Below are 21,776 nucleotides of genomic sequence, written 5' to 3'. Positions count from 1 at the left end.
CAAAGTTAGCTGAGTACGCTTATTCGAGCTTATTCGAGCTTATTCAAGCTTATTCAAGCTTATTCAAGCTTATTTGAAGTTGCTTGAAGCTTCCAAGGACATGATAAATGCAATCGATTACTAAACAGCTGAGTCTTTTTCTTGATGTGGTGCAGCAGGGTTCGTTTACTAAAGCGGCGGCATTGCACGATATGGATAACTCGTTACTGTCAAAGCAAATCAAAAAGTTAGAAGCCGAGTTAGGGGTGCAATTACTGAATCGCTCAACGCGCTCGTTTTCATTAACCTCAGCAGGGGAAGAGATCCTCGAACAAACCCTGACGTTATTAGATACCCTAAATCAAATCCAAAATATTGCCGATTCATACCAGTCTGAGCCAAAAGGGATTATTAGAATTACCTCGTCTATCTTCTTTGGTCAGGAGTATCTGCAACCTGTCATCAGCCAATTTATGAAGCAATACCCCAATGTAAAAGTTACCCTGTCATTGGATGATAAACGCGCCGATATTATTTCTGATCACTTTGATGTGGCTTTTAGGATTGGCAAGCTCACAGAGTCGAATTTGATTGCAAAAAAAATTGCCAAGACCCACTTTGCCATCTTGGCATCAGAAGCATTTTTGGCAGAGCATGGTCACCCGCAAACCCCAGAAGAGTTAATTCAATTGCCTGCGGTTATTTATAGCAATGGTAATGTCATCTTAGATCAGATGCGCTTATCCCAGCAGCCCCATGGCGAACAGTTTAAAAACTATAAAATGCAGGGGAATTATAAAGTCAGCGATGTCAGAACCATTATTGAAGCGGTGAAGGATGGCTTAGGTTACACTCATATTGATTTATTTAATTTAAATCAGTCGATTACTGAGCTTAAATTAGTGCCATTATTAACCCGCTATTCACTTTCCACTATGGATACTGGCATATATGCTGTCTATCCGCATCGTAAGCAAACCCTGCTAGTGAGTGAGTTTATTAAAGCGGTGCAGCAATATATTGGCACGCCACCTAAGTGGGTTGAACACGTACCCAATTATAAAAACTTGTATAAATAAACTGAAACTAATTTTAGTGATGGTTATTCATTGTAAGTGAAAAATGTGGCGTAAGTAGTTGTTGCTGAAAGTGTTTGTTTTCAGCCGCAATGAATTAAAAGGAGGGTATACCATGTCTGTAAACAAGTTGATGAGCTTAGGATTCATGCTATTACTTACTGGCTGCGCCGCAACGCAAGCCAGTAAGCAAAAAGCGGCCATGTATCAGTTTGATGAGTTACAGCAGGTTAACTCGATTAGTCATTTTCGACTTGATAGTTGGCGCAGTATCGATAGCCGTAGTTTATTTATTGACGTGCGCCCAAGGCAAAGTTATTTACTGGTGCTTGATGGCATTGATAATAATTTGCAGTTTGCACAAGCCTTATTGGTCTCATCGAAACTGGGGACAGTTGAAGCGGGTTTTGATACGGTATCGACCGCGGCAGAGCCGCAATTCACCACCCGAATAAAAAGCATCTATCGCATTGATGATAAACAGCAAGAACAGCAAGTGAAACAAAAAATAGCAGGCTTTTCAGCGGTTAAAAAGCCTTAGTGGTTAGAGAGTAAAATTAAGCTTGCAGCAGTAACGACAAGTGTCAGTTTAAAAACGATTTTTCACTTGAAAGCGCCACTCCCAATCATCGACATATTCGCCGCTGGTAAAGGGCACCGCGAAATCAATATGGCCGACACTACCGTAGCTGGATTTTGATGAATACACTCTGGCACCAATGCCAATGCTGCCAATGGGGGCGTTGACTTCATTATTGTCATCAGGCCCGCCAAACGCCTGTCCAATATCCACAAAGGTGGCCCAGCCAAGTTCAGCAAGTTGATATAAATTGATGTTGGGATAATAGCGGACTTCTCCCGTGAGCAACCATTGATTATCACCATATTGATAGTCGTTAGGATAACCTCTTACCCCTGTATCATCGCCTAGGGCAAAGGGGTCATCGAGGTAATTATTTTGCGAGCTGGCTAAGCGGGTTTTAGCGTAGGCGGTCCATTTAGGGTTAATGTGGTGGAAGTATTCACCTTGGATGCTGATATTATAGTAATCGGCTTGGCTGGTGTTAAAGCTGGCTTCACCAGTAAGATTAAATAAGAATAAATTATCTTGTTGTTGATAGCCTCGACTGCTACTGACCGTTAGGTGATAGCCTACAGAAGACTCTTCGGCGACATCGCGAGTCTCAATGCCTAATTGCACAAAGTGACGCCAGCCTAAGTTAAAGTCCTCATGATTATTAATCAGATGGATATTGGTAAATACCTTATAATCATCTTGTAAGTATTCATAACTTGCCCAAGGGTATAAAAAGTCTCTGTCTTCAGGCAAGGCTTGATTTGGGAAGGTCTCACTGGGCTCAAATTGGTGTTTATCTTGGGTAAAACCTAAGCTAATTCGCGATAAATCCGCCTCTGTTTTATCAATAAGCCAGCCATAGCCGATAGCGGCATAATCGACATTATGCTCAAACTCATTAACGTCTTGGCCATTTTGTCTTAAGGTATCAATACGTTGATCGGTTAAGTATTCTGCGAAATACCTATCGGGGGTATCTAGTGAGTAAAACGGCTTATTAAAATACAGTTGGGTTGCTTGACCATCACTATTATCATACCAATTGGCAGCAATTGTGGCGTGTTTGATGAATTTTAGTGGTGCTGAAATGCCAAACTTATAACCGGTTCGATCAGCATTTGATTGATATTTAAAGCGGGTTTTAATGCCGCGTCCCATCAAGTTATCTTCTTTTATCCCGACAGAAAACTTAGTTTCACCACCGCTAGAGCTTAAGCTGAAGGTGGGCAAGAGTGACCAATTATCCCAGGTTTCCACCACCACAGTATCTTGCTCATTCTCTGCGCTAGGATCTTTTTCTGCGAGATAAATTTTGGCTTCTCGCAGGTATGGCTCGGCTCGCAGTAAGCGCTGGGATTCTGCAAAGGTTTTTTGATTTACCTCATCGCCTTCAGTGAACGTAAGCTTATCGAGGATCGTTGCTTCAGTGGTGTTGATATGTAGCCAGTTGGCCCAGTGGTGAATAAAGAAGGCATCAGGGTCTGATTCATCAAAAATAGCATTGCTCTGCACGATAATGTTATCGACAGTAAAGGGGGTTGACTGGTTTTTGCTGTTTGTCATTACCAATGCCGAGGCTGAATGCTGCAGGTTGTTAATTTGCTCAGCATGTGCCGCGGCGATAGAGATAATCAAGGTAATAACAAGGATAATGGCTAAAGCGCAATTAGCGCGAATTATCACAATATTATTAGTTTTTATTATGGTACCTACTCAATTATTTATAGAAGGGATAGCTAATTAAGCTATTGAGTAAATAGCATTTAAAATTTCAACAGCTGAAATTAAATGCCTTATCTTAGTATGGCGGGTATTTTGAATTTCGCTGCTTTTTTGCGTAAAAATCAACAAGGGAGCGATGTGCTCCCTTGTTGGTGTTGCCGAGGGCCTTTTTTAGAGGGCCATTTTAAAAGGGCGGTTATATAAGAGGCTATTATTTAAGAAGCTATAAACTTCGCTTTGGCGGTACGATGACGTTAGCGAATATAAGCCCAGCAATCAGTGACATAAAAATCAAGAACACTTGTGAGCCAATATGGGCCTGATTGAGCATGGTTTCACCTGAAATCATTGCGTTTAAGCCGATATAGGTTTTACTGCCAGGCACCAAAATAACAATGCCTTGAAGTAGGGCAATGGATACCGGTGCTTTCATCCAACGGGCAAATAAGTTGGAGTAAATGCCCACCGCCAGTGCGCCGACAAAAATACCAATAGACTCGCCTAAATATAAGCCGCCAATCATGGCTGAAAAATACGCCACGATACCGGCAAAAATGCCCCAAGGTGAATCCTTAAGGCGGGCTTTAAAGATAATCACTAACGCCATTGAGAGTAATGGCACCGCCGCCCACGAGGCATAAATTGGTAGCGCGTAAGGCTCAATATGCACTGATTCGCCAAACATGACTTTACCCAGTGTCATGCCTAATACGGCGCCAAAATACAGCTTAAACAGCAGCATCATCGCATCCATAATTCTGGCTGTGCCTGAGATGAGATCCCGCGCGGCTAACTCCGCAAGCCCCAGTGTTAATGCTAAACCGGGAATAAAAATAATAATCCCAGAGAGGATCACCACAGGAATATTAATACTGGGGTCTAATATGGCAATACCGCAGGCAAGAATCGCACATATCACCGCCGCAAGGGGCTCAAGCATTTCTGCCATTCGTGACGAGCGCTCAGCCCAAAAAACCATGCCATAAACCAGTAGCCCTAGCATGGCTGACCAGAACACATCATTCCAACTGGTGTCCATCAGCATCGCAAAAGCGCCGGCGCTGACGCCAAAAGACAGCAAGGTTAATTTATGGCCGTAAGGGTTAGGCTTGTTGGCAATTTCTTCTAGGCGATTAAGGGCTTCGGTTAAGGTGCGCTGACCTGTGGTTAGCTCTTCAACTAAATCAAACGTGCGGGCAAGGGAGCCTAAATCTAACTCCCCTGGTTTGACCCGCGCCACATGATTATATTCTTGCTCAGTATCATGCTGTAACACGAAGGTCATTGAAGTGGGCGAGATCAAAAAATAGCCTTCAATCCCCAAGGTAGTAGAGACCGTTTGTAAATGGGACTCAAGGCGATATGCTGGGGTGCCAAATTTGTGCAACGCCTTACCTAATCTTATGATAAATCGGCGTTTTTCAATGAAGTTGTCATCGTTCATTTTGCATGGTCACTCTAGGGTAAAAGGGAGTCGTTATTTGGCGCGCATAGTAACCGAAATGTGCTTTACTGAATACCTACATTTGGCTATTTTTACGATTTTATCAGTCGGTTAAAAAGCATTGGCATAATTTAGTTTATACATACTGTAGACCAGAAATGTTTAAGCTGAGGTATTAACGCTCAAAGCGCAGGTCAAAGGGGGATTAAAGGCAGAGGTTAGCGACGAGCCATGTTGATTTTTTGGCTGTAAAACCAGCAAGCAGACAGGTATCTATGATGGCAATGTTATAGCTAACGGCCTAGGTATTACCTAAGCCGTTGATGACAGGTTAATTAAAGCGACTGACTGTCTTTAACGATAGTGCTAGATGCTTTAAATAAATGAATCGCACCCCATGCCAAAATAATCATTGAGATACTGAGGGAATAGCGCAGTGATTGCTCGCCAAACTGTGGTACTAAAGCGTCACTGACCATGCCAACCACTAATGGTCCAAAGCCTTGACCTAAAATTGCCATACACAGCATGGTTAGTGCCACGGCCATGGCTTTCATTTTAGGCCCTGCAACGGTTTGCACTGCGGCAAATGATGGCCCAGTCCCAGTTGATAAGGTAAATACCCCTAAAAATAATAGCCCCAGTGCTAGCGTTGAGTTAGCAACTAAAAAGCTGCCGATAAAGATTGGAATGACAATCACAAAGCAACATGCGGCCCATTTGACTTCCCAGCGCTGATCTTTAGCAATAATCTTAGGGGCTAAAAACGCCCCTGCCAAGGTACCAAACAAGGTACCAAAGCCCATTACCGAACCATAAAGAACACCGACTTCTTCAAGGCTCATGTGATGGGTTCGGATTAAAAATGACGGTAGCCACTGCACAATGCCATAATTACCAAACGCGCCCATAGATAGCCCTAACATCAGGTTTCGATAGGTTCTTTGTGTTAGCAGATGTTTGATGGTCGCAATAAGGTTGAGCTTATCATTATCAGCATTGGTGAGCGGATTGCTGACACTATCTAGGCCTCTGTTATCTTTTACTGTCAGCCAAACCACCAAGCCCACGATTAAACCGGGTAGGCCCATAAAAATAAAGGTCATTTGCCAACCCACACTGTTGGCCAGTAAGCCGCCTAAAATTAATCCCGCTAAAATACCAACGGTGCCGCCAGCTTGAAAAATACCAATCGCGAAGGCTTTTTGTTTACCGGGAAATAAGTCCCCCAGCATGGCGTGACTGGCTGGAATACAGCCTGCCTCACCCACTCCGACGCCAATTCTGGCTAATAGTAGTTGAATGAAGTTAACTGACATACCGCAAGCTGCGGTCATGGCACTCCACAGCGCCACGCTCACTGAGATAATCAGCGGACGATTATATTTATCTGCCAGTCTGGCAATGGGAATACCAAACACAGCATAGAAAAAGGCGAACGCAAAGCCGGTTAACAAACCTAGTTGCGTATCAGAAAGGCTTAAGTCGTGCTTTATTGGTTCGATTAACACCGACAATACGAAGCGGTCCATATAAGCCAAGGCGCACACTAGCGCCAGCATAAACAGCACATAATAGCGATTGGTCGCCTTGCTATCTTCGGCAGTTGTGGGCAGGTTTTCGGCATTTAATGCGCCATCGTCGCTGATGACATTGCTGGAACTTTTCATAAATGATCCTTGTTATTATTGTTATCGGCGAAGCGTTTACGCGCCAATGGGAAAGCTGGCATCATTATCAATGGGATATATAGGGTGCGTGAGCTTGGTATGCGCAAATTCGCCCACTCTGGCGGTGGTAAGCCCGGGTGAGTCAGCCATCAGTAAGTGATCACTGACTTTTTGGTAGAAGGCGCGCCAATGTGCTGATGATTTAACGCAAACCACATCGTATTCATAAATATCAATTCCGTGGGCACGCCCCGATACATCGTCAAAAGCTTGGCCTAAGCCTGTTTGCACAATCACATCCACTTGGCCAATGCTGAGTCTTACCGAAGGACCTAAATCGAAGCTGACACCGTTTAACATCGGCCCACGAATGGTTTCTATGCCATCAGAAATCGACTTTACATAAGCTGTGCACGCAATAGGATTGCCACTGCGAAGTGGATCTAACTTGCCACCTAAATTGACACTAATCGTTGCGCCAACACCCGCCTCAATCGCTTGCTTTACCACTTGGGGGTCGCGAATGTTAAAAAAGGCCACTTTACCCAAGTCGGTGGTGAGAATTTTACTCAGCAAATGGGTTGTGTCACCGGTACAGCCGCCACCGGGATTGTCACCGATATCTGCAATCACAATCGGTTTATTATCATTTTCCCAAAAAGCGGCAGGGGCTTGATAACGACCTTTAGTGGCAAGAATATCGGTTGTGATGGCAATGGTTTGATCGACATTAGGTGGCAGATTAAGGCTGAGTTGTCTGTTGTCCCAAATCCATTGGGCAAATTCAGTGGCAATTTGCTCAGCTAACACAATATCGTTGTCAGTGGTCACTAATACATACATGCCGCAATATTCAGTGTCTTGATAGGGAAAACCGTGCATTACCGAGCAATTGAGTATTTGAGGATTTTCTTCATAGGCAAGGCACTTATCGCGGATTAAGGTGCCAAAGGTACCTGCCTCCATGGTGGTTGAAGGCGGCAATAAAATCGGAATTTTCTGGTAATTCATGGTGGGCGTCAGTTGATTTAAAAAGGCGCTAACCCCAGTGAGTAGTGCTTCTTTGGCGCAAGGATTAAAATCTACGTGGGCATATTCTTTACAGGTGGTGTAATAGTCATATTCACGAGCAATAAGATCTGTCACTTTGCCATGTAAATCAGTTGAGGCAACGATTTTGGTGTCAACCCCAACGACCTCGCGGATGGACTTAGCCAGATCGCCTTCTAAATCTGAGGTGCTTTGGACGATACCTGCGCCATGAACCATCAAATAAAATACATCGACTGGCTCATTGGCTAATGTTGATAACAGCTGCTGCTTGACGGCGGCATAAGCATCGTCGGTAACTGTGCCGAATGTGGTGTTAACGTGCATGAATACTGTTGGGACGATTTCCCAGTCATTTTCGAGACAGGCATCAATAGCGCCGCCCATGGCAGTACCCGCAAGCTTTAATAGCGCTTCACCTTCATACACCACTAAATCTTTAAGGGTTGTCGGCCCAGTTAACTCTGTGGCATAGGTGTTTGTTTCATGAAATAGCCCACCGATCCCCACGCGAATTTTATTTGAATCTTTCATGCCACCACCAATTTGTAATCAAAACGTTAACGTTAAGATAGGGGCTTAAGCAATCACCACACTGTCATATTGATTACATTTGCTGAACATTATGCGCCGAAACAGCAGTTGTCAGTCCAGTGACAAAGACGCTGCTGGCAAATGTTAAGATGAAATCTTTTTGTTCGTTGCGTGAAAGTTACCACTTTGTAATCTAGGTGACAGATTGCCTCTAATCAGTTTGTTACCCCTAGATAAAGGCAAAGTTGTTGAGTTGCGCAGTTTGGGAGCGTGCTGTTTTTTGCTTATAAAAATAATCCAATAAACAAAAATAAATAAACAGGTGCGACGATGAAGAGAACACAATTAGGTATCGCAATTAGTGTGGTTTTGCTGGGGCTTAGTGCTCCAAGCTATGCACAAGAAAATGACCCTACGCAACAAGACAACGCCACAGGTATTGAAGTCATTCAGGTGACATCACAAAAACGTGCCCAATCAATTAATGAAGTCCCTATTGCCATCAGTGCCATGAACGAGACCGATATTGAAAGGCTAGGCGCGCAAGATGTGCGAGACATGCAATTTAGTGTGCCGAACATGATTGTCACTGGGTACATAGAGTCGTCACCATCTTTTGGTATTCGCGGTATTAGTGATCGCTCACGTAACCCAGGTTACGATAACCGCGTTGGGGTATATATTGATGGCGTTTGGGTTGGGCGCTCATCAGCTGCTAACCAATCCGCGTTAGATGTTGAACGTGTTGAAGTATTGCGCGGCCCTCAGGGAACCCTATTTGGTAAAAATACCGTTGCTGGTGCGATTAATATTATTACTAAACGACCACATTCAGATGAGCTGAGCGGGCGTTTAGGTGTGGATATTGGCAATTTTGGCCTGCAAAGCTATAACGGCAGTATTAATGTTCCATTTTCTGAAGATTTTTCAGGGCGCTTGTCAGTGACGAAAACCGATCGTGATGGTTTTGTTGAAAACAGCGATCCGCTGGGGGTGATCCCAGCAGATAAATTTGTTGATGAATTCAATAATAAAGATGAGCTGGCAACCCGAGCGCAATTTTATTGGCATGCGGGTGAGAATACCAACGTGTCGTTAAGCTTTGATTATGTTGAAAATAAAGCCAACGTATTACTGGGTGAAAAAGTCGATGATCCACTCGCACCGGATGTCAATGTGGTGTCATTAGATTCAAGCCAAAGGTTAGATAGCACCATTAAAGGCAGCGGGCTGACCATTGATCATACCTTTGCCAATGAATTCCAATTAACATCGGTTACAGGCCTACGTAGCTCAGAATGGAACTTAAGTGATGTGGATGAAGACTATTCGCCACTGCCCTATGCCTTTACTGAATTTCAAACAGAAGACTCAACTCACTTCTCTCAAGAGTTAAGACTCGCTTCTCCTGCCTATGAAAGCTTTGATTACATTGTTGGCGCTTACTACCTAACCCAAAGTATTGAGGGTGACTCAGATGTCCAAGCCTTTGCACCTGCACTTAACCCAGCTGCGCCACCAGTGTATGTTGGTGCTAGCCGTGTAGCTGATGTTGATGCCGATTCATATGCGCTATTTGCCCACGGTAATTATCGATTTACTGATCAGTGGAGTATCACCGCAGGTCTTCGTTACACCTATGAAGAGAAAGCTATTGATTACACCATTGTTGATACTTCAGGCTTGTTTACTAATTTATCAGCCAAAGAGTCACGTGACGCATCAGATGTATCACCTACGGTGAGCTTAAATTGGATCCCTGTTGAAGATTTACTGCTATTTGCCCGCTATTCTCGCGGCTTTAAAAGCGGTGGTTATAATGCCGACTTAATCAATGATGCCGAAGCGTTACCCTTTGAAGATGAGTCAGTTGATTCTTATGAAATTGGCTTTAAGTCGCCATTTTTAGATAACACCTTAAATCTAAATGCCAATGTGTTTATCTCACAACATGATGATTATCAGGTGCAAAGCTTTACCCAACTGCCATCAGGTGGCACGGCTATCACCATAACCAACGCCGCAGAAGTTGAAAGTAAAGGCTTTGAGCTTGAGCTGCAATGGCAACCTATCGACAGTCTACAGTTGTGGGCAAACTATGGTTACACTGATGCTGAATTTAAAGCTTTTCCAGAGCCAGCAGGCCCTGGTACTGACTTCTCGGGTAATCAATTAGCTGAAGCGCCTAAATATACCTATGGCATTGGCGCTGAGTATCGTTATTCACTGAACTATGGCGATTTTGTGGTTCAGGCTGATTACTTCAAACGGGATAAGTTTTACTCAAACCCAGATAATGCCGTCAGTAACTTAAACCAAGAGCGCGGTGAAAGCGCTGCAAGAATTGGCTTTGAAGCTGAGTCAGGCGCATGGAATGTGTTCTTATGGGGTAAAAATCTGGCAGATGATGTGTCGCAAATTCATAACTCGACCTCATTTTTGGGCATAGGACGTGCTCAGTACAGCCAGCCAAGAACCTATGGCGTTAAAGGACAATATAAGTTTTAGCCTTGCAGGTGTAACCTTGGTCTAGCTAACGCTTAACCTTGGTTTTGACGATAAATAAAAAGCGCAAATTATTTTATAATCTGCGCTTTTTTGATGCTATTTAACTTAATGTTTAAAGTGAGCTATTAACTTCAACTCGTCACTGCAGTCATTAACTCATCCCATAACTTGCGGGCAATTAAGCCTATTTACGCCTATGACGCGATGGCTTTAACAGCCACTTGAGAGGTGATCATTTTATCCACCCCAGATATTTTGACTAACGGCTTAGAATCTAAAATACGGATTTTTCCATAGTGATATTCAATAAATCCGGCATCTGACCAATCTTTCAGTAACTTGTTAATGGCCTGACGGGTCGCACCTACTGAAGAGGCTAACATCTCTTGGGTAAATTCAAGCTCTTGGCAAGCAGAGTTAGGAACATTAGTGGCTGAAAAGGCCAGTAAAAATAATATTTGATTGGCTAAGCGGCGCTCTAAATTAAAAAATAACCCATACTCATACATGTTAAACACCTCTCGAATACGATAGGCCACATGCTCACACAGTGTTTTATAAATAATGGGATATTTTTCAGTTAATTGCTCGAAGTCCTTCGATAAAATTTTACCGACTTTGACCTCACCAATGGCGATAACATCTTGCGGGCGTACATCATTATCAATAGCGGATAAAAAACCGATGCAGTCACCCTCACCATAAATCACATAAGTGGCTTCTTTACCATTGTCGGCAATAACTCTTAGACGGACCGTACCACTGAGTATTTGATATTGATCCGCGCCAGCACCTGATTCACCTTTTCTGTAAATGTGCTCTCCATCACTAAAGTGTTTTATTTTAAATGTAGCGGTTACTTCGTCTTGAATGTGTTGCGGCAATAACGCAATCCAATTAGCTGTATTCGACATACTAGAGCTCACTTTGGTTATTATTTTTAGTATTTATGCTGAAATTGACGGCCATATTTTATTGTTATATTGGCCTTTTTCTTGTAAAAAATTTAGCCATCACCGTAAAGGCTGCTGATTATTTCTACCATGGCTGGCGCTGACAGCATAGTAATAAATGGTGCTAATTTGTTACCTGTAGACTTAGCGGGATACTTTTTATTAACAAGAGTTACCCAAGTGTCATCTTGATTGCAGTGTTGGCCAAATAATTACTCCTATAATGATTTTTAATCATCATGACATCATTGATATAAGGTTGAATTTAAATGGCTAAACAAGTATTAGGTAACAATGCCTTAGGCTTACCTTTCTCTCCAGCAGTTGCTGCTGGTGGGTTTATTTTTTTATCTGGGCAGATGGCGTTTGATCAGAACAATCAATTAGTGGATGGTGATATCACCGTGCAGACCAAGCAAGTGCTAACCAACATCAAAAACTTATTGGCAGAGCAAGATTTAACGCTGGACGCCATTGTAAAAAATACCATTTGGTTAACCCACGTTGAAGATTTTGCCGCCTTTAATCAGGCCTATGCTGAATTTTTCCCTAATAATCCTCCTGCTAGAGCGACTGTGAGATCTGATTTATTGATCCCGGGTGCGCGCATTGAAATTGAAGCGTTAGCGATAAAAGATTAGCCACCAATTAGCGCTGTAATGCTTGAGGGGAAAACATGAATATCATTATTATTGGTAGTGGACTGTTGGGCTTGAGCACCGCTTATCAGCTACATGCTCAAGGGCATCAAGTCACAGTGATTGATCGACGTGAAAGTGCAGGCCTTGAAACCAGTTTTGCCAACGGCGGCTTACTGACCCCCAGTTTGTCAGATCCTTGGAATGCACCAGGTGTGTTCTTTAATATGCTAAAAATGATTGGCAAAGAAGACTCGCCATTACTACTCAGACCTAAAGCATTACCCTCGCTGGCATTGTGGGGGCTCTCCTTTCTAAAAAACTCTCGCCGTAAAACCTACGAGCAAAGTATTTTTCGTAACACCCGCATGGCGAAATACACCCTAGATGTGCTTGATGATATGACCCAAGCAATCGGTTTGACTGATCTGGGTGGTGGCAGTGGCACCATTAAGGTCTGTCGTCAGCAACAGGAGCTGGATGAAGTGCTGGCCATGGCCGAGTTTCTTCAGCCTGAAGCGGTTAAGTTTACTATGCTCAGCCGTGATGGCACCTTTAAACTTGAGCCTGCATTGGCCCCGCTAAACGGTAAGGTTGCGGGGAGTATTTATTTTCCTGAAGATCGCTTTGGCGATGCCCATCAATACTGTGTTGAGCTAACAACTTACCTTGAAAAAGTAGGGGTGCAGTTTTTATATAACACCACAGTGAACGATATTATTAAGCACCAGGGCAAAATCACCCACATTAACACTAGCCAAGGCCAGTTAGATGCCGATGCATTTGTATTGGCTGCAGGCAGTTACACGCCGTTATTAGCTAAACAAGTGGGCGTTAATATTCCGGTTCGCCCCTGTAAAGGTTATTCATTAACCCTAGCGCTTGATGGCTGGCAGGGCGGGCCTAGCATGCCTGTGATAGATCATTCGCTGCACGCTGGGGTGGTGCCGCTAGGGAATCGAATTCGGGTGGCGGGTACGGCAGAGTTTAACGGTTATGATACCCAGTTAAATCCTGGGCGGTTGCAGAATCTTTATGATTTATTGCAGGCGATTTATCCTGAATCTAGCGCTTTTGTGAACCCTGAAACCACCAAAAGTTGGACGGGTTTACGACCGGTGTCAGCATCTGGTGTGCCGCTAATTGGTCGCTCAAAAATTGATAATTTATATATTAATACTGGCCATGGGCATTTAGGCTGGACGATGGCGGCAGGCTCTGGCAAGGCGCTTGCAGACCTTATTAGTGGCGAGCGCCCTGAAATATCTCTCGCTGATTACGCAGTTAATTGCTGAGTTAATTGCTGAGTTAATTGGACAGGGTAGCAAACCTGAATGGCTTGCTAGGCTGATATTTATTACCACCTCTAAGGGAAAACCTTGCCGCGGTTGAGAAGATTTTTAGGGTCAAAAGCGAGCTTCAAGCGTTTCATTAAGGCTATTTCGTTGTCAGTGCGGGAGCAATGTAAGTATTTAAGCTTATCTAAACCAATGCCATGCTCAGCAGAAATCGAGCCAGCGTAAGGTTTTAGCTGCTGATAAACAATGCTTTGCACTTGATGCTTAGTCTGCTCATCATAGCTACCAACACAAATGCCTAAATGTAAATTACCATCACCTAAGTGACCAAATACAATGAATTTTGCATGGGGCCACTGCGTCATAATTTGGCTTTCAACTTGCTGAATATATTGCTCCATGTTGGCAATAGGCAGGCTAATATCAAAGGCAAACAGTGGGTTTAACTCGCTGATGACAGTGTCAATATCATCCCTCATGGCCCATAACTGTTCACGCTGACTTTCTGACTTAGCAATTGCGGCGTCCACTAAAATATCTTGCTCTAACGCAGCCATTAGCGCTTCTTCAAATTGCACGGCGTCGCGCTCGGCGTTATGGCCTGTGGCTTCAATTAACACGTAATATGGATAGCCACTGTCGATAACCGTATTGTGCTTGTCTGAGTCGGTCATTAATTGATAAAAATTGCCCCACATCACTTCAAATGCCGATAGCTGACCATTTAAGTGACTGTTGAGTAATTTCAGTAGCTTGGCAACAGCATCAAACTGGGTTGCGGCGACAATGGCAGTATTGCGACTGCTGGGCAAAGGGTGCAGGCGTAACACGGCTTTAGTGACGATACCTAAGGTGCCTTCGGTGCCGATAAATAGCTGTTTAAGATCATAACCGGCGTTATTTTTTAGCATACTGTTTAATGACGAAATAACCGTACCATCCACTAAAACCGCTTCTAAGCCCAAGACTTGTTCACGCATCATGCCATATTTAAGCACGCTATTACCGCCAGCATTGGTGGCAATATTTCCGCCAATAGTGGCGCTGCCTCTGGCGCCTAAATCCAGAGCAAATAACCAATCTTGTGCGGCGGCTTTTTCTTGCACTACTTGTAGCGGCACGCCCGCTTGCACTGTCATAGTGCCCGCTTGATTATCGATGGACTCAATCTGAGTCATGCGCTCTAACGAAATCGCAATATCGTCAGCTGTTGCATAGGTACCATTGACCAATCCGGTTAACCCGCCCCAAGGGATGGTGGTTTGATCCTGCTGGTGGCAAAGGCTCATCACCTTAGATAGCTCTTCGGTTGAAGCAGGGCGCACTATGGCCAGTGCTTGGCATTGTCCTTTGCCATAAGAGTAAGCAGGCCTGTTGGCAACATCATCCCCAAGGATAATGCCTTTATCACCTACGATAGCGGTTATCTTTTTTATAATATCTATCATATTCACTCTCTGTAGCTATGTATTAGCTAACTTCTTTAAATTGAATGGCTGATTTATCTGGGCCATGGGTAAATTGATGTAATAGATTTCCTTTGGCCATGAGTGTGGCGCTAATATTGTTTTCTTTAATATGGCCAAAGCCTTTAATCATTTGCGGTAGCTGAGCGATTTCAATGGCGAGTGGTAAATTATCATGATTCAGGTTTTCGATGATATGCTTTATATCTGCTTGATAATCTTTAATTAACTGCCTTTCCATCTTTCTTTCATTGGTATAGCTAAACATATCTAGTTTAGAGCCGCGCAAAAACTTAAATTTAGCCAACACTTTAAACGCCGTTAAGATCCATGGGCCAAATTCACGCTTAATCGGTAAACCAGTATCTGGGTGTTTTTTGCTAAACAAAGGCGGTGCGAGAGAGAATTTAACCTTAAAGTCGCCGTCAAAATCGTTATGTAAATTTTGCATTAGCGTCGCTGAGCTGTGCAGACGCGCCACTTCATATTCGTCTTTGTAGCTCATTAATTTACTCAGATTAGTGGCTACCGCTAAGGTTAAGCGGTCAGAATTTTCAGCCACAGCTTTTTCTGCTTGGCTGACTTGCTCAATAAACTCACGGTATTGTTCGGCATAGGCATTACTTTGATAATGACTGAGATGCTCAGCCCCATCTTCAATGGCGCTAAAGGCGGTGGTCGCAATATTTTGCTGGCTGTCAGTGGTCAGTAATTGCGAGAAAAATTCAGGATTAAAACACAATAATCGGCCTAAATTTAACGCGTTGAGATTAAAGTCAACACTCACACCATTAAGGCGTAAAGCGTGTTCAACTGAGGCAACTGAAAGCGGTAACGCCCCTTTTTGCAGGGCAAAGCCCACCACAAATAAATTAGCGCCTATGGTATCTCCCATGAGTTTTTTGGCGATGTTAGAAGCATCGATAAAATCGACATTATCGCTGCCTAATAATTGGGCTAACGATTGCTGCTCTTTAAACTCAGTGGGGATCGCTTGTGGGTTTAATTGAAATATTGCTGGTGGCGCAATGGCAGCATTACCAATCAGGCGAGTTTGTTGGTAAGTAATGATTTTAATAATGTGCTGATCTAATGTGGCCAGTAAATCAAAGGCTAAAATTAAATCGGCGCTGCCAGTATCAATTTTAGGGCTAAATAATCGCTCAGGTGAGTTGGCAAATTTAAGATGGCTGTAAACCGCGCCATTTTTTTGCGACAAGCCGGTCATATCGTAAATTGAGCAGGCTTTATTATCAATATGAGCTGCCATGCCTAATATCGCCCCGACAGTGATCACCCCTGAACCGCCAATCCCTGCAATCATGACATTGTAGTTATCATCAATGTTACATGCGGTAGGCGCGGGAATCGTGGCAAACACATCTGCTGAAATCGCGGTGGCAGCGGCCTTTTTCGGGGTGCCACCAATGACGGTAACAAACGAAGGACAAAAGCCTTTATTACAGCTGTAATCTTTATTACAACTGGATTGATCTATTTGACGCTTGATGCCTTTCGAGGTCACTTTAGGCTGCAAGCTCACGCAGGTTGACTGAACTGAGCAATCGCCGCAGCCTTCACACACGTCAGCATTAATGTATAAGCGTTTAGTTGGATCAGCAATTAAGCCACGTTTACGGCGGCGACGCTTTTCTGCTGCACAAGTTTGCTCGTAAATTAATACGGTGCAACCTGCTATTTTGCTGAGCATGGTTTGCACCATGTCTAAGCGGTCACGATGATAAATCTCAACGTTTTTGGCGATGTCTGGGTTATTGGCGTATGCCTGTGGCGAGTCAGTGACAATCACACATTTACTAATGCCTTCATGGGTCACTTGTTGGCTAATTTCAGCGACGGAGATTGGCCCATCCACTGGCTGACCGCCAGTCATGGCAACGGCATCGTTATATAAAATTTTATAGGTGATATTGACCTTGGCCGCGATGGCTCCGCGGATTGCCATTAAGCCAGAGTGATAATAGGTGCCATCGCCTAGGTTTTGAAACACGTGGTTGGTGTTAGTGTATTTGGCTAAGCCCACCCACTGCATGCCTTCACCGCCCATATGGCAAGGGATCATGGTGTCTTTGCGATAAAATGCTGCCATGGCGTGACAGCCAATACCAGCCATAGCGATACTGTTTTCAGGTACTTTTGTGGAGGTGTTATGGGGGCAACCAGAGCAAAAGTAAGGGGTTCTAGGTAAGCTGGTGGCGCAACTTTTAGGGTCAAGCTTTGAGCGTAAACGCACAATTGCGGCGTCAACCTTGGGGTGAGTTTGACCATTAATGCGCAGGCGCTCAGCGATGATAAAGGCCAGTGTGAGTGGCTCTAACTGCACATCGGCACTGACGAGCGCGAGGCCATTTTCATCCTGTTTACCAATAACCCGTGTGGCACCTTGTTTGCCAAACAGGATTGATTTTATTTGCTCTTCAATAAAGGCGCGCTTTTCTTCAATAACCAGTAATTCAGGTTGCTGCTGGGCAAAGTCGGTTAATTTGCTGGGCTCGATGGGCCAGATACAACCTAATTTGAATACCGATAACCCCAGTGTTTGCGCAAGATCATTGTCGATCTCTAATAATGCCAGGGCCGACATTACATCGTTATAGGCTTTACCGGCAGTGACAATACCCAGACTTCTTTGTGAGGCGTTGTCATTTTTGGCTACGCGAACCTGATCAAGATTATTGGCTTTAATAAAGCGATGCACCAAGGGCAAGCGGTGAGTAATGACATTGGTTTCATTGGTTTGCGGCGGGATAAAGCCACTGGTTTTGAGATTGATGCTGTCTGTGGGGGTGTCATCTCGACTAGGACGTTTGATATCTATATTGTCGAGATTAATATCAATGGTAGCGGTTTGTTCCACTGATTCATTCACACATTTAAAGCCTACCCATAAGCCGCTATAACGAGACAGCGCCCAACCTAAAATACCATAATCGATAAATTCGCTGACATCGGCAGGGTAAAGTGAGGGAATAAGATTTGCCGCTAAGGCCTGTTCACTTTGATGTGAAATAGTCGATGATTTACCAGGATGGTCATCACCGTAAACCACCAACACGCCGCCATGTTCATGGGTGCCAGCATAGTTTGCATGTTTAAATGGATCGCCACTTCTATCAACACCGGGGCCCTTGCCATACCACATGGCAAATACGCCATCGACATTAGGCTCGGGTATGGTGTCGAGTAATTGGGTGCCCCAAATCGCCGTTGCAGCTAGGTCTTCATTGACCCCAGGTTGGAAGGTGATGTCATGTTGATCTAAACGCTTTTTGGCTTTCCAGATATAACTATCTAATGCCCCTAGTGGCGAGCCTCGATAACCTGAAATATAACCCGCGGTATTCAAGCCTTGGTTTTTGTCTAATTGCGCTTGAATTAGCGGTAATCGAACTAAAGCTTGGTTGCCGTTTATAAAGATACGACCAGATGTGTTGTTATATTTATCTTCTAAAGTGATGTCACTATGTTTCATCTGCTCTGTTCCTTCGAGTCATATTTGGTGTTATCAATCGATTTTTAGGTTAGAACATGTGAATTATGATGACTGCAATATAGGTGACATTTGTTAAATAAATTCAAAATTAGGCTTTTGTAAGCCTTGCCGCTGTGATGATAAAAATCGCTTTTTTCATTAAACAAAGCCGATATTTAGCATATAGTGAAGCCTTAACAGCATTTAAAAGGAGTTCAAATGATCGCCAGTGTATCGGGGTTATATATCGCTTTAACGGCCATAATGGCCATTTATTTTAGTTTACGAGTGGTAAAGCTTAGAAAAGGGCTGAAGATTGGTATTGGCAATGAGGGTAATCAAGAGTTAATTATTGCAGATCGCGTGCACGCTAACCTTGTGGAGAACGCGTCATTTGCGCTGCTATTAATCTTGGTGGCTGAAGTGAATGGGCTTTCAGCACCGTTTTTACATTTGTTTGGCAGTTTGTGGTTATTCGCGCGCTTGTTACATGCCATTGGCTTAACGCAGGGCAAAGGCGGTTATCATTTTGGCCGCTTTTGGGGAGTATTAATCACCTGGATAATTATTGTCAGCTTAGCCGTGGTTAATATCGGTTTATTTTTAGGCTTATGACTGAGTACTTGATAAGGTGGGAGTTTTACTATTCCCACTGTATTTATAAGGTTTTTTATTTTTAGTCATCAATAAAAAAATTTCACATCTGCTGCTTTTTTAGTCACACTTACTCATCGCCAACTGGTATACTCCGCGACCGTTTATCGACGTATCCATCAATTTTAGGTTACACACATGCAAGTTGAATCCACGTTATTTAATTATCCAAAGTTCTGGGCAGAGTGTTACGGCACAGCTCCCTTTCTTCCGATGTCTCGCAAAGAGATGGATCAACTTGGATGGGATAGCTGCGATATTATTATCGTCAGTGGCGATGCTTATGTGGACCACCCAAGTTTCGGCATGGCGGTTATTGGCCGTATGCTTGAAGCACAAGGGTTTCGAGTCGGTATTATTTGTCAGCCAGACTGGTCAAATAAAAATGACTTTATGAAGCTAGGTCGTCCGAACCTGTTTTTCGGTGTAACCGCCGGCAACATGGACTCGATGATCAACCGCTATACCGCAGATCGTCGCATTCGCAGTGATGATGCCTACACCCCAAACGATGAAGGCGGTAAACGCCCAGATCGCGCGGTAACCGTTTATACCCAGCGTTGTAAAGAAGCCTTCAAAGAAGTGCCCGTGGTGATCGGTGGTATCGAGGCCAGTTTACGCCGTATCGCTCATTATGATTACTGGTCTGATAAAGTGCGCCGCAGTGTGATATTTGATGCTAAAGCCGATATCTTAATTTACGGTAATGCCGAGCGCCCGCTGGTGGAAGTGGCACATCGCATCGCTAATGGCGAAAAAATGGCTGATTTGCACGATATTCGTGGCACCGCAGTTATTCGTCATGAACCTTTGCCCGGCTGGAAAGGCATGGATTCGCGCAAATTAGATCAACTACACAAGATTGATCCTATCCCCAATCCTTATGGTGCTGATGATGTCGGCTGTGAAAAATTATCCGGCCCAACCGATAAAAAGATTTTTGATAATGATGCCCCTAAAGCCATCAGCGTGCAGCCGCCAAGACCTAAGCCGTGGGAAAAAACCTATGTGCTACTGCCAGCTTATGAAAAAGTGGCTGACGATAAATTCTTGTATGCCCATGCTTCACGTATTTTGCATCAAGAGCAAAACCCGGGTTGTGCCCGCGCGTTATTTCAAGCTCAAGGAAATCGCTCTGTGTGGGTTAACCCGCCAGCGTGGCCATTAAATACTGATGAAATGGATGCGGTGTTTGATTTGCCGTATCAGCGCGTACCGCACCCAAGTTATGGTAAAGCGGTGATCCCTGCTTACGACATGATTAAAACCTCGATTAATATCATGCGAGGTTGTTTTGGTGGCTGTTCGTTCTGCTCGATTACCGAGCATGAAGGGCGCATTATTCAAAGTCGCTCGCAAGAATCTATCATCAAAGAAATTAAAGATATTCAAGACAAAGTGCCGGGCTTTACTGGGGTTATTTCAGATTTAGGTGGCCCAACCGCTAACATGTATCGCCTCGGCTGTACTAGCGTCAAAGCAGAAACCACTTGTCGACGTTTATCCTGCGTATATCCCTCAATTTGTGGCCATTTAGGTACCGATCATAAACACACCATTGATTTATATCGCGCCGCCCGTGACGTGCCGGGGATTAAAAAGGTTCTGATTGCATCAGGTGTGCGTTATGACTTAGCCACAGAAGATCCTCGCTACATTAAAGAGCTGGCTAAGCATCATGTGGGCGGCTATTTAAAAATCGCCCCAGAGCACACTGAAGATGGTCCACTAAGCAAAATGATGAAGCCGGGAATGGGCAGTTATCATAAGTTTAAAGAGCTATTTGATCATTACTCTAAAGAAGCGGGTAAGAAGCAGTATCTTATTCCTTACTTCATCTCAGCACATCCGGGGACCACCGATGAAGATATGCTGAATCTAGCCCTGTGGCTTAAATCAGAGAAGTTTAAGCTTGATCAAGTGCAAAATTTTTATCCATCGCCAATGGCCAATGCCACCACCATTTACCACACTGAGCTTAACTCATTGAAGAATGTGAAGCACACCAGTGAACAAGTGACCGTGCCTAAGAAAGGCCGTCAGCGCCGCTTACACAAAGCGCTGCTGCGCTATCATGATCCTGCAGGCTGGCCACTTATTCGTGAAGCCTTAGCTGCCATGGGTAAAGAGCATTTAATTGGTAATGGGGTGCAACATATTGTGCCACCAGAATCACGTAATGAGCGCCAAGGTTTTGGGGCTAAAAACCGTGGTGGCAAAAATGATGGTAGTAAGACGGCTTTCACCCGTTTTTCTGGTAATCAGTTTGCGGATAGAGACAGCGGTAAAAAACCGACCAAAGCCAACAAAGCCAAAGCGGCTGGCGAAAAGCAAGAAGGCGGCAAGTCATCTTCAGCTAAAAAACCAGCTAATGCCAATAGCGCTAACAAAGGCAAAGCTAAAACAGGCTGGTCACAGAAGAAGCAGCCATTTAGCAATAAGGCGAATGCAAAAAATAAATCTTCAAATAGTAAGGGCGCTAGATAAGCCGCTGAGCTAATTTGAAATTGTTAACTAGAAAACCGCCAATAGGCGGTTTTTTTATTTCAGGTTAAATTAAACAATCACTGTTAGTCTGCAAGCCTAGTTCATTTGCTTTAGGGTATCGCCCATGGTTTAAATGAATGATTAAAAAATAAAATAAATACCCCAAGGAATAATAATGAAAAAAATATTGGCCACTGCTGTATTGAGTTATCTGATCCCCGCTACTG

The 21,776-nt window shown here is 43.9% G+C and carries 14 protein-coding genes; 7 read left to right on the top strand and 7 right to left on the bottom strand.

Annotated features, from left to right (window positions below; all coding sequences use genetic code 11):
* Positions 1-107 precede the first annotated feature (107 nt).
* Positions 108-1,058 (top strand): LysR family transcriptional regulator, encoded by a 951-nt coding sequence (locus Q4557_RS09470; RefSeq protein WP_303412306.1) that lies wholly within the window; start codon positions 108-110, stop codon positions 1,056-1,058.
* Between the two features lie 112 nt (positions 1,059-1,170).
* Complete coding sequence (locus Q4557_RS09465; protein WP_102440311.1) at positions 1,171-1,596, top strand: DUF6491 family protein; 426 nt, start codon at positions 1,171-1,173, stop codon at positions 1,594-1,596.
* A 48-nt stretch (positions 1,597-1,644) separates the two neighbouring features.
* Here the strand turns inward: Q4557_RS09465 and Q4557_RS09460 are convergent, their stop codons facing one another.
* The 4 genes from Q4557_RS09460 to Q4557_RS09445 all read right to left on the bottom strand — a co-directional run bounded on the left by Q4557_RS09460 (position 1,645) and on the right by Q4557_RS09445 (position 8,052).
* Complete coding sequence (locus Q4557_RS09460) at positions 1,645-3,195, bottom strand: ShlB/FhaC/HecB family hemolysin secretion/activation protein (protein ID WP_102440352.1); 1,551 nt, start codon at positions 3,193-3,195, stop codon at positions 1,645-1,647.
* A 382-nt stretch (positions 3,196-3,577) separates the two neighbouring features.
* The gene (locus tag Q4557_RS09455; RefSeq protein ID WP_102440310.1) at positions 3,578-4,798 is read right to left on the bottom strand and encodes a threonine/serine exporter ThrE family protein; all 1,221 of its coding nucleotides are present in this window, start codon (positions 4,796-4,798) and stop codon (positions 3,578-3,580) included.
* Positions 4,799-5,133: 335 nt separating this feature from the next.
* Positions 5,134-6,468 carry an MFS transporter gene (locus Q4557_RS09450; protein WP_303412301.1) on the bottom strand — a complete coding sequence of 445 codons (1,335 nt, stop codon included), beginning with the start codon at positions 6,466-6,468 and terminating at the stop codon, positions 5,134-5,136.
* A gap of 36 nt (positions 6,469-6,504) precedes the next feature.
* Positions 6,505-8,052: a M81 family metallopeptidase gene (locus Q4557_RS09445; protein WP_303412299.1), complete on the bottom strand. Its 1,548-nt coding sequence runs from the start codon at positions 8,050-8,052 to the stop codon at positions 6,505-6,507.
* Between the two features lie 330 nt (positions 8,053-8,382).
* Here Q4557_RS09445 and Q4557_RS09440 point away from each other — a divergent pair, with 330 nt between their 5' ends.
* Positions 8,383-10,560 (top strand): TonB-dependent receptor, encoded by a 2,178-nt coding sequence (locus tag Q4557_RS09440; RefSeq protein ID WP_102475796.1) that lies wholly within the window; start codon positions 8,383-8,385, stop codon positions 10,558-10,560.
* A 194-nt stretch (positions 10,561-10,754) separates the two neighbouring features.
* Here Q4557_RS09440 and Q4557_RS09435 read toward each other — a convergent pair whose 3' ends face one another.
* Positions 10,755-11,474, bottom strand: a complete 720-nt coding sequence (locus Q4557_RS09435; RefSeq protein WP_102530831.1) for a Crp/Fnr family transcriptional regulator — start codon at positions 11,472-11,474, stop codon at positions 10,755-10,757.
* Between the two features lie 308 nt (positions 11,475-11,782).
* Between Q4557_RS09435 and Q4557_RS09430 the strand changes: the two genes are divergently transcribed.
* Together Q4557_RS09430 and Q4557_RS09425 are read left to right on the top strand one after the other, a co-directional pair.
* Positions 11,783-12,154, top strand: coding sequence for a RidA family protein (locus Q4557_RS09430; protein WP_102475793.1), 372 nt, complete (start codon positions 11,783-11,785; stop codon positions 12,152-12,154).
* Positions 12,155-12,189: 35 nt separating this feature from the next.
* Complete coding sequence (locus tag Q4557_RS09425; protein WP_303412294.1) at positions 12,190-13,446, top strand: D-amino acid dehydrogenase; 1,257 nt, start codon at positions 12,190-12,192, stop codon at positions 13,444-13,446.
* A 71-nt stretch (positions 13,447-13,517) separates the two neighbouring features.
* Here the strand turns inward: Q4557_RS09425 and Q4557_RS09420 are convergent, their stop codons facing one another.
* Together Q4557_RS09420 and Q4557_RS09415 are read right to left on the bottom strand one after the other, a co-directional pair.
* Positions 13,518-14,897 (bottom strand): FAD-binding oxidoreductase, encoded by a 1,380-nt coding sequence (locus Q4557_RS09420; protein ID WP_102519712.1) that lies wholly within the window; start codon positions 14,895-14,897, stop codon positions 13,518-13,520.
* A 22-nt stretch (positions 14,898-14,919) separates the two neighbouring features.
* Entirely contained in the window at positions 14,920-18,408 is a 3,489-nt protein-coding gene (locus tag Q4557_RS09415) for an indolepyruvate ferredoxin oxidoreductase family protein (protein ID WP_303412291.1), read from the bottom strand.
* 219 nt (positions 18,409-18,627) lie between these two features.
* Here Q4557_RS09415 and Q4557_RS09410 point away from each other — a divergent pair, with 219 nt between their 5' ends.
* Positions 18,628-19,023, top strand: coding sequence for an MAPEG family protein (locus tag Q4557_RS09410; RefSeq protein WP_303412290.1), 396 nt, complete (start codon positions 18,628-18,630; stop codon positions 19,021-19,023).
* Between the two features lie 177 nt (positions 19,024-19,200).
* Positions 19,201-21,549, top strand: a complete 2,349-nt coding sequence (locus tag Q4557_RS09405) for a YgiQ family radical SAM protein (protein ID WP_102440299.1) — start codon at positions 19,201-19,203, stop codon at positions 21,547-21,549.
* The last annotated feature ends 227 nt before the right edge of the window (positions 21,550-21,776 follow it).

Source organism: Shewanella sp. 5_MG-2023 (assembly GCF_030547465.1).
Lineage (GTDB): Bacteria > Pseudomonadota > Gammaproteobacteria > Enterobacterales > Shewanellaceae > Shewanella.
Note: the sequence above shows the minus strand (reverse complement) of the source record. Positions and strands in the feature narration are given on the sequence as shown.

Excerpts from the sequence above, each read along its gene's own strand:
- Q4557_RS09415 (WP_303412291.1), bottom strand. The coding sequence starts at position 18,408 with ATGAAACATAGTGACATCACTTTAGAAGATAAATATAACAACACATCT.
- Q4557_RS09435 (WP_102530831.1), bottom strand. The coding sequence starts at position 11,474 with ATGTCGAATACAGCTAATTGGATTGCGTTATTGCCGCAACACATTCAA.
- Q4557_RS09470 (WP_303412306.1), top strand. The coding sequence starts at position 108 with ATGCAATCGATTACTAAACAGCTGAGTCTTTTTCTTGATGTGGTGCAG.
- Q4557_RS09455 (WP_102440310.1), bottom strand. The coding sequence starts at position 4,798 with ATGAACGATGACAACTTCATTGAAAAACGCCGATTTATCATAAGATTA.
- Q4557_RS09425 (WP_303412294.1), top strand. The coding sequence starts at position 12,190 with ATGAATATCATTATTATTGGTAGTGGACTGTTGGGCTTGAGCACCGCT.
- Q4557_RS09405 (WP_102440299.1), top strand. The coding sequence starts at position 19,201 with ATGCAAGTTGAATCCACGTTATTTAATTATCCAAAGTTCTGGGCAGAG.
- Q4557_RS09420 (WP_102519712.1), bottom strand. The coding sequence starts at position 14,897 with ATGATAGATATTATAAAAAAGATAACCGCTATCGTAGGTGATAAAGGC.
- Q4557_RS09445 (WP_303412299.1), bottom strand. The coding sequence starts at position 8,052 with ATGAAAGATTCAAATAAAATTCGCGTGGGGATCGGTGGGCTATTTCAT.
- Q4557_RS09430 (WP_102475793.1), top strand. The coding sequence starts at position 11,783 with ATGGCTAAACAAGTATTAGGTAACAATGCCTTAGGCTTACCTTTCTCT.
- Q4557_RS09465 (WP_102440311.1), top strand. The coding sequence starts at position 1,171 with ATGTCTGTAAACAAGTTGATGAGCTTAGGATTCATGCTATTACTTACT.
- Q4557_RS09410 (WP_303412290.1), top strand. The coding sequence starts at position 18,628 with ATGATCGCCAGTGTATCGGGGTTATATATCGCTTTAACGGCCATAATG.
- Q4557_RS09440 (WP_102475796.1), top strand. The coding sequence starts at position 8,383 with ATGAAGAGAACACAATTAGGTATCGCAATTAGTGTGGTTTTGCTGGGG.
- Q4557_RS09460 (WP_102440352.1), bottom strand. The coding sequence starts at position 3,195 with ATGACAAACAGCAAAAACCAGTCAACCCCCTTTACTGTCGATAACATT.
- Q4557_RS09450 (WP_303412301.1), bottom strand. The coding sequence starts at position 6,468 with ATGAAAAGTTCCAGCAATGTCATCAGCGACGATGGCGCATTAAATGCC.